The sequence below is a fragment of the Streptomyces sp. NPDC000151 genome, from assembly GCF_040301705.1.
Lineage (GTDB): Bacteria > Actinomycetota > Actinomycetes > Streptomycetales > Streptomycetaceae > Streptomyces.
Genome location: NZ_JBEPFC010000079.1, coordinates 22,876 through 31,714, shown reverse-complemented (window position 1 = coordinate 31,714; position 8,839 = coordinate 22,876). Strand labels below are relative to the sequence as shown.

Genomic DNA, 8,839 nt, shown 5'->3' with positions numbered 1-8,839 from the left:
TTCTCCCCCCACCGCCCCCTCTCCGTTTTGGCGCCCCCGCCCCGGCCGTCCCCCCCCCCGCCCCCCCGCATAACACCGCGCCCCCATAAACCCCCGGGGATACGGGCGCCGCTCCGTCTGCCGGGCGTGCTCACCAGGTGTAGTCCGGGTTCACCTTCATGCACGCCTTCTTGTCCTCGCCGTTGAGGGTGTCCGCGCTCTCCGGGGCCTTGTCCGCCTGCTTCTTCTCGCCGGCCGTCTCCGGGTACGCCGTACCGGTACGCCAGTCGTTGCCGACGACCAGCCGGATGCCCTGCGCCGAACTGGACTCCTTCACCGCGCTCTTGGGCAGCCCGAGCGCCTTGGCGACGGCCAGCGCGTCGCCCTCGGCGTCCTTGCCCCCGTACGTGATCGTGCTGTCCGCCTGGGCGATGAGCGCGGCGTCGGTGCCCGCCGCCGCGTAGCCGAGCGTGGCGAGCCGCGCCTGAATGGCGCTCGCGCGGCCGACGACCGGGCCCTGGATCGCGCCGTTGGTGCCGTTCTGCACGGTGACCTGGAGCTGTTCCTTGGGCGTGGTGGCCTTCGGGTCCGCTGCGGGCTTCTTCTTTTTCGCGTCCTTGCCGTCCAGCGCGGTGTCGTTGCGCAGCATCGCGAAGACCTGCTCGGCGTCGCCCGGCTTCGGGACGACGTAGGACTCGCCGGGGCCGTAGCTCCACGGCATGGTCGCCATGGTGACGCGCTTGAGCGGTACGCGGTTCAGGTCGCCGCCGAGGTCGTACAGCTTCTTCACGCTGCCGATGCCCTCGTCCACGGTCAGCGCCTTGGTGGCGGCCTCCGCGAGCGCCTGGAGCTTGCCGGGGTCGGTGAGCTTGGTGCCCGCCTTGAGCTGACGGATCATCGAGTTCATGTACATGTGCTGGGCCTTGGCCCGGCCGATGTCGGTGTTGTCCTCGAAGCCGTAGCGGGTGCGCAGCCACTGGAGCGCCTGGACGCCCTTGATGTTGTGCTCGCCCTTGGTCAGCTTCAGCCCGCTGCCGTGGCCCTTGCTGTCGTGCGAGTAGACGTTGCCGTCGACGCAGACGGGGACGCCGCCCACCGCGTCGGCCATCTGCACCACACCCGCGAAGTCGATCATCATGAAGTGATCGATGTAGATGCCGGTCAGCTCTTTCCAGGTGGCGACCGTGCAGCCCGGGCCGCCGTGCTGGAGCGACTGGTTGATGGGCGCGGTGGTCTGCGCGTACTTCTCGCCGGTCTTGGCGTCGGTGCACTCGGGGATGGTCACGCGGGTGTCGCGCGGTATCGAGAGCACCGACATGCTGGAGCGGTCGGCGGAGACGTGCAGCAGCATCTGCACGTCCGCCAGCGGCTTGCGGCCCACGTCCGCCTTGGCGCCGCCGAGCTTGACGTTCTCCTTGGTGTTCCGGCTGTCCGAGCCGAGCAGCAGGATGTTCATCGGGGTCTGGCCGAAGGCGTTGGGCTCGGGCTTCTTCAGCCCGCCGTCGCCGAGGTCCAGGATGCCCTTGCGGAGGTTGCCGTTGAGGTGCTCGTAGTAGAGGTATCCGGCGCCCGCCGTGCCGAGGACGAGGAGCGCGGCGATGCCGGCGGTCCAGCGCAGGACCCGGTGGCCTCTTCGGCGCCGGCGCCGGCCGTGCCCGCCGGACTCCGGGGGGACGGCCGCGCCGCCGCCCCCGCCGCCCCGCCCCTCGCTGCGGCCTTCGTACAGGCTGTCGTCCCAGCCCAACTCCTGGGCGTCGGGCTGGTGTCGGCGTGATCGGTCGCCACGCACACTGCTCTGCCGCATCGGCTGCCCCTCCCCGTTTCCTTCATCCGGTGGTGCGCTCGGCGGCCTGGCAGGGCGGCCGGTCGGTCTTCACTTGGTGGTGCGGGTGCTGCTGGTTCTCCGCAGGCCTACTTGGCGCAGACGTTCTTGTCGTCGGCGTTGACGTTCTGGACCCCGTCGGGCGTCTTGTCGGGCGCCGCTATCGGCTCCCCGGCGCCGGTGAAGTCCTTGCCGAGGATGAGCGTCATCGGCACCTTGGGCCCGGCGTCGCCGTTCGTCTGCTTCATCGCGGACTTCGGCAGGCCCATCCACTCGGCCAGGGTGGCGGCCTGGCCGGCCTGGTTGGGCGCGTACTCCAGGCGCGTCTTGTCCAGCGTCGTCGCCGCGTTGCCGGCGTTCGTGGTCAGCGGCGCGCCCTTGTCGTTCTGCAGCCAGTCGACGGTCTCCTGGGCGGCGCCCAGCGGGCCGCCACCGTTGGAGATGTCGACCCGGACCTCGGAGGCAGGCGCCTTGGTGACCGGCTTGGCCTTCTTCTTGCTCTTTTCCTTCTTTGTCTTGGTCAGAGAGTGATCGGACTGGACCATCTTGAAGAGTGGATCGGCTTTGGCCTTGTCCAATATGACGGTCGCGGGGTCGTCAGGGTTGTCCAGAACGGGCACAGTCGCGAAGGTGACGTTCTTGACGTCCACCCGGCTGAGGTCCTTGGCCAGGTCCATCAGCTTGCTCGCGCTGCCGATGCCGGTGTCGACGGTGAGCGCCTTGGTCGCCGCGTTGCTCAGACCCCACAGCTTGCTGGGGTCGCTGAGCGTGCCGCCCGACTTCATCTTGCGGATCATCGAGCTGAGGAACTGCTGCTGCAGCTCGATGCGGCTCAGGTCGCTGCCGAAGCCGACGGTGTGCCGGGTCCTGACGAACGCCAGCGCCTGCTCGCCCTTGACGATGTGCCGGCCCGCCTTGAGGTGCAGGTGCGACTTGGGGTCGTCGATGTCCTTGCCCGCGCACACCTCGACGCCGCCCACCGCGGTGGACAGCTCCTTGACGGCGTTGAAGTCCGCCATCATGAAGTGATTGATCTTCAGCCCGGTCAGCTTCTCGACGGTCCGCCAGGTGCAGCCCGGGTCCCGGTCCTCCTGGCCGAGGCTGGTGTTGAAGCGCACCCCGGTCTCGCCCGGGACGGTCTTCTTGGTCCCGTCCTTCATCGTGGTCGGGCAGTCCGGGATGTCGGTGACCATGTCGCGCGGGATGCTGAGCGCGGTGGCGTTGGTGCGGTCCGCCGAGACGTGCATGAGGATCGTGGTGTCGGCGTGGCCGACACTGCCCATGTCGCCGTAGCCCTCGTTGCCCTTCCCCTCGCGCGCGTCCGTCCCGATGATCAGGATGTTGACCGGGCCGTCGGTGACCGCGTCGTTGTTGATGCCGACGTCGACCTTGGAGATGTTGCCGTCGAGGTGCTGGTAGACGAAGTACGCGCCGGTGCAGCCGGCGACCAGTACGAAGCCCATCACGCCCGCGCCCCAGTACAGCGCCTTCTTCTTTTTCGACGCCTTCGGCTTGGGCTTGCGCCGGCCGGTGCTCGCGGCGGGCGCCGCCGCCGCTGCCGCACGGTGCCCCGCGCGGCCGCCGGCCCGGCGGTTGCGCTGGGCGGGCAGCTCGCGGGTCGGTGTGTCACGGTCGGAGCCGGCCGTCCGGCCGCGCTCCTGAAGCCGCCGCTCTTTCCGGCTGCTCCCGGTCGCGGTTGCGGCGGGGGCGGCGGCTCTCCGGCCGGCCTGCTTGGGGGCTGACTTTGAGCCAGCATCCAGTCGCAGTTCGTAGTTGCCGGTGTTCGGGTCGAACACCCACTGATCGGCGGGATCCATGTCCCCCGCCTGCCCACGGCCTTGCGCGTCCACGGTGCTGTGAGTCCTCCGTCGGTGCCACGCGGCGCCTGCCCCCCTCGAGGCGCTCGGTCGGTCGGATTGCAGTGCGCGGTCAGCCAGTCGTGCGGACCGGATCGCTCACACTATCCGCCCAGTTCAGCGTCAAGCGACGCCCGTGACAAATTCCACGTCCCTACAACTGGGCAATCCACCCGATACTTTCGTGTCCTTGATCCACCCTTTGCGGAGGTTTTATTGGCAGATGCCCCGGTCTGCTGTGGTTCCCCGGAAGGTGGTCGAGGGCCCTGGCGTGGCCGATTCACGATGGCCGGGCTTGTCAGCTTCGTCCCGGCTGTTCGAACGGCTCTCCCCGCGGGCATCCGTCTGTCCGGTCTGCGGGTCCTTGGCCGGGTCGTCGTATTCGGTGGTGTCCGTCTGTTCCCTCGTCGCCGGGCGGACCGGGACCGGCCGGTCGGCACGCAGCCGCGCGAAGAGCCGGCCGGCGTCCGGCTGCACCAGTTCGTCGCGGTTCGCGTTGTACGCGTACGCCTGCCGGGGGACGGTCAGGAAGTGGATCTTGTCGGTGGGAATGTCCCGGACGCTGCGCACCAGGTTGAAGAGGCCCTTCAGGGACGCAAGGCCCTCGTCGGTGGTGAGGGAGCTCGTCGCGGCGTCCAGGAGCGGGTACAGGCGCGTGGGATTGAGCAGTACGCCGTTGCCCTGCACCTTCTTCACCAGCGCCGCCAGGAACTGCTGCTGCCGCTCCATCCGCTGCGTGTCGCTGCCGTTGCCCAGCGACTTGCGGGCCCGTACGTACCCCAGCGCCTGCTCGCCGCGGAGCAGATGGCGCCCGGCCGCCAGATTCAGGTGCGAGTCCTGGTCGGCGACGGCCCGCGGCAGGCAGACCTCCACGCCGTCGACCGCGTCCACCATCTTCTTGAAGCCGGTGAAGTCCAGGATCATGTGGTGGTCGATGCGGATGTCGGTCATCCGCTCGACCGTGCGGATCGTGCAGGCCGGCCCCGCCGCCTCGAACGCGTAGTTGAACTGGGTGAACAGCGGCTGCGTACGGCCGCCGTCCGGCTTCGTGCACTGCGGCACCCGCGCCATCAGGTCACGCGGGATGCTGACCGCGGTCGCGCTCTTCCGGTCCGCCGCCAGGTGCAGCAGGATCGTGGTGTCCGAGCGCTGGGTGCCGTCGTCGGTGCCGTACCCGCGGTTGCCGCCGCCGCGGTTGTCCGAGCCGATGAGCAGGATGTTCTGCACGTTCGTCGCCGAGGCGGGCGGCCGCTCCGCCTCGTACTCGCGCAGCTGGGCCGCGGTGTCGGAGTCGGCCGTGATGTTCCCGTTGAGCCTGTCGTACGCCAGCCAGCCGACCGCGGCCGTACCCAGCACGGCGGCGCCGCCGCCCAGCGCGGTCCAGCGCAGCCACCGCCGCCGGGGCCGGCCCTCGCCGGCCGCCGGTTCGTTGCAGCGCTGCAGTTCCTCGGGGATCTCCGGCCTGTCGTCCACGGCTGCGTCCACCCCTCGTGCGTCGGCCGCACGGGGCGTACGGCCGTCTCACTCGGTGCCGCGGCCCGGGCGGCGTGCCCGGGCCCCGGTACTCAGGCAGACGGCCGAGTCCCGCGCAGGGTTGTACGTCCCCACGATCATGGACCGCACGGGACGGATCGGCCCCTGCAGCGGGCATCCGCTGGGCCGGTCGGGCGACGGGCGCGAACTGCCTGGCGGCGGGCTCAGGGCGCGGCGGGCGCCGTGACCGTGACCTGCTCGGCCTCCTTGCGCCTGGCCAGTCCGCCGTCGTCGAGCCGGTCGGCGTTGCGGCACAGGACGACCGAGCCGCCGGTCGCCAGCGGTGCGTACAGCCCGTACGCCAGCCCGTCCCACGTCCCGTACGGCAGGGCGGAGAGCACCCGCTGCCGCTCGGGCAGCCGCGCCAGCTCCACGGCCGCGGCGCCGATCTCCGCGCCGGTGAACTCGCGGCCGTCCACGGCGAGCGCGGGCGCGTGCGGATCGACCGGCGCGTACGGCACGAAGCGGTCGCCCTGGCCCGGCACCTCGGCGGCGTAGTCGGCGAAGCCGGCCGGCGGCTCGGGGAAGCGGCCGCCCAGCGGGCGCAGCGCGAGCGCCACCCGCTCCCCGGAGCAGGCCCGCGCCGCCTCCAGGGTGTCCGGGCCGCTGACGACGACGTCGGCCGCCGCCGGGTCGCCGCCGACGTCCGCGATCACTCCGACGGACGAGCAGGCCACCAGCCAGACGGCGGTCTGCCAGTGCGCCGGCAGCAGCAGCGCGAGCCGGTCGCCCGGTTCGGCGGACAGCTCGTCCTGGAGGTAGTTGGCGGTCTTGGCCACCCAATTGGCGAAGGTGGCGACGGACAGTTCGACGCGCTCGCCGGTGGCGTCGTCGTAGAAGGTCACGAGCGGCCGCGCCGGGTCCGAGGACAGCGCGGATCCCAGCAGGTCGGCGGGGGTTCGGTCGGTGGCGTTCATCGTCGTCAGCCTACGCGGGCGGCCCGCGCCCGTACGGCGTACCCGGCACTCCCGCGGCGCCGCGCCGCGCCGATGAGGCGTCAGATGTCAAATGGCGGATTTGTCCCACTCCGTACACGATCGCTTCCATGCGTGCCTTCGTTGCCACTTCGCTCGGCGCCGCGACCTTCGCGGCCCTCGTCGTACCGCTCGCGCTGCCGGCCGGAGCGAACCCCGCCCCGGCCCCCGCAGCCGCCGCTCCCGGGGCCGCCTCGGCGGACGTTCCCGGAAGCACCCAGTCCCTGCCGCTCGTCCGGCTCGGCGACCGCGACCGTGTGCTGTCCGGCCGGAACTCGGGCCGGGCCGCCCAGGCCGCGCCCATGGGAATGCCCGTCAAGGACGTACGGCCCTTCTCGCTCGTCGGCGTCGTCTGGAGCGACGCCAAGGCCGAACTGCACGGCCAGCCGCAGGTCCGCACCCGCGCCACCGGCAGCCACCGCTGGTCGGCGTGGCAGGACGTGCAGACGCACTACGACGACGCGCCCGACCTGGACGCCGCCGAACGCCGCGGCGACAAGCCGCGCGGCGGCACGGCCCCGCTGTGGGTGGGCGACTCCGACGCCGTACAGATGCGGATCGCCCCGGAGCAGGGCCGGCAGGCGGTGACCGAACTGCCCGACGGGATGCGCCTGGAGTTGGTCGATCCCGGCCGGCCCGCCAAGCCGCGCGACCCCGCGCCGAACGCCGCCGGGCAGGAGTCGGCGGACAGCTCGGCGGCCAACGCCGGGCTCGCGCCCCCGGGAGCCACCGCCATCCCGGCGGCGCCCGCGAACGCCCTGCAGGCCGACCTGGCGGCGGCCGGCGAGCAGGAGCGCGGCCAGGCGCCCGCGGCGCAGCCGCTGATCGGGCCGCGGCCGCGGATCATCACCCGGGCCGGCTGGGGCGCCGACGAGCAGCTGCGGGAGCCGAAGTTCGGGTACACCAAGACCGTCAAGGCGGCCTTCGTGCACCACAGCGCCACCGGCAACGGCTACAGCTGCAGCCAGTCCGGGGCGATCGTCCGCGGCATCTACCGGTACCACGTCAAGAGCAACCACTGGCGGGACGTCGGGTACAACTTCCTGATCGACAAGTGCGGCACGATCTTCGAGGGCCGGGCCGGCGGCGTCGCCAGACCCGTCATGGGCGCCCACACCCTCGGCTTCAACAACGACACCACCGGCATCGCCGTCATCGGCACCTTCGACAAGGCCAAGCCACCGGCCGCCGCGCTCGACGCGCTCGGCAAACTCACCGCCTGGAAGCTGGGGCTGCACGGCCGCGATCCGGACGGCAAGACCACTCTGACCTCGGCGGGCAACAACCGTTACAAGAAGGGAACCAAAGTCCGGCTGAATGTCATCTCCGGACACAGGGACGGCTACGTGACGAGCTGCCCGGGGGCCGCGCTCTACGGCACACTCGGCTCGGCGCGCATCGCCTCCGCCCGCTTCCAGGGACGCTGAGGGCCCGGGGTCGGCGCCCGTGACCTGCACGGGCGCCCAGGCCGGGCGGCGCCGGAAAACCCCGTCTACTGGCGGGTAAGCCCGCTGGCAAAGCGGGCAAACCGTCTGCCTACACTGGTCCGCCGTCCGGCCGACCCCAGCAGGAAGCAGAGAACAAAAGGTGACTGAAGCGATCCTTCTGGTCGGCGGCAAGGGCACCCGGCTGCGCCCGTTGACGGTGCACACGCCCAAGCCCATGGTCCCGGCCGCGGGCGTGCCGTTCCTCACCCACCAGCTGGCCAGGGCGCGCGCCGCGGGGGTGGAACACATCGTGTTGGCCACCTCGTACCTCGCCGAGGTTTTCGAGCCGTATTTCGGTGATGGGGCGGAATGGGGGCTTCATCTCGAATACGTCACCGAGGAGGAGCCGCTCGGCACCGGCGGCGCCATCCGCAACGTCGCCCACCGGCTGCACTCGGGCCCCGACGACCCGGTCCTGATCTTCAACGGAGACATCCTCACCGGGCTGGACATCGCCGCCCTGGTGCGCACCCACCGCGAGGCCTCCGCCGACGTCTCGCTGCACCTCACCCGGGTCGAGGACCCGCGCGCCTACGGCCTTGTCCCCACCGACGCCGGCGGCCGGGTCACCGCCTTCCTGGAGAAGCCGCAGACCCCCGAGGAGATCGTCACCGACCAGATCAACGCGGGCGCCTACGTCTTCAACCGCTCCGTGATCGACGCCATCCCGCAGGGCCGCCCGGTCTCCGTCGAGCGCGAGACCTTCCCCGGCCTGCTGGAGTCCGGCGCCCACCTCCAGGGCATGGTCGACTCCACCTACTGGCTCGACCTGGGCACCCCGCAGGCGTTCGTCCGCGGCTCCGCCGACCTGGTGCTCGGCCACGCCCCCTCCCCGGCCGTCCCCGGCCGGCGCGGCGAACACCTCGTACTGGACGGCGCCGACGTCGCCGCGGACGCCAAGCTCAGCGGCGGCACGGTCGTCGGTGCCGGCGCCCGGGTCGGCGCGGGCGCGCGCGTCGCGGGCAGCGCCGTCCTGGCGGACGCGGTCGTCGAGCCCGGCGCCCAGATCCACGACTCGCTCATCGGGGCCGGGGCCCGCATCGGCGCCCGTACGGTCCTGCACGGCGCGGTCATCGGCGACGGCGCCACCGTCGGCGCGGACAACGAGCTGCGCGACGGCATCCGCGTGTGGTGCGGCGCCGACCTGCCGGCCGCGGCGGTCCGCTTCTCCTCGGACCAGTGACGGCC

General features: G+C 71.7%; 6 protein-coding genes. 2 read left to right on the top strand and 4 right to left on the bottom strand.

Annotated elements, in window-relative coordinates; genetic code table 11:
• Nucleotides 1-130: 130 nt before the first annotated feature.
• The 4 genes from ABT381_RS21755 to ABT381_RS21740 all read right to left on the bottom strand — a co-directional run bounded on the left by ABT381_RS21755 (nucleotide 131) and on the right by ABT381_RS21740 (nucleotide 6,107).
• Nucleotides 131-1,783 carry an LCP family protein gene (locus ABT381_RS21755; RefSeq protein WP_351596742.1) on the bottom strand — a complete coding sequence of 551 codons (1,653 nt, stop codon included), beginning with the start codon at nucleotides 1,781-1,783 and terminating at the stop codon, nucleotides 131-133.
• Nucleotides 1,784-1,890: 107 nt separating this feature from the next.
• A complete protein-coding gene (locus ABT381_RS21750) occupies nucleotides 1,891-3,651 on the bottom strand; it encodes an LCP family protein (protein WP_351596739.1) in 1,761 nt (586 codons plus the stop codon).
• Nucleotides 3,652-3,870: 219 nt separating this feature from the next.
• Entirely contained in the window at nucleotides 3,871-5,130 is a 1,260-nt protein-coding gene (locus tag ABT381_RS21745) for an LCP family protein (RefSeq protein WP_467754818.1), read from the bottom strand.
• Between the two features lie 224 nt (nucleotides 5,131-5,354).
• Entirely contained in the window at nucleotides 5,355-6,107 is a 753-nt protein-coding gene (locus ABT381_RS21740) for a TIGR03089 family protein (RefSeq protein WP_351596737.1), read from the bottom strand.
• A gap of 128 nt (nucleotides 6,108-6,235) precedes the next feature.
• Between ABT381_RS21740 and ABT381_RS21735 the strand changes: the two genes are divergently transcribed.
• Together ABT381_RS21735 and manB are read left to right on the top strand one after the other, a co-directional pair.
• The gene (locus ABT381_RS21735; RefSeq protein ID WP_351596735.1) at nucleotides 6,236-7,591 is read left to right on the top strand and encodes an N-acetylmuramoyl-L-alanine amidase; all 1,356 of its coding nucleotides are present in this window, start codon (nucleotides 6,236-6,238) and stop codon (nucleotides 7,589-7,591) included.
• A gap of 160 nt (nucleotides 7,592-7,751) precedes the next feature.
• Nucleotides 7,752-8,834, top strand: a complete 1,083-nt coding sequence (gene manB, locus ABT381_RS21730; RefSeq protein WP_351596732.1) for a mannose-1-phosphate guanylyltransferase — start codon at nucleotides 7,752-7,754, stop codon at nucleotides 8,832-8,834.
• The last annotated feature ends 5 nt before the right edge of the window (nucleotides 8,835-8,839 follow it).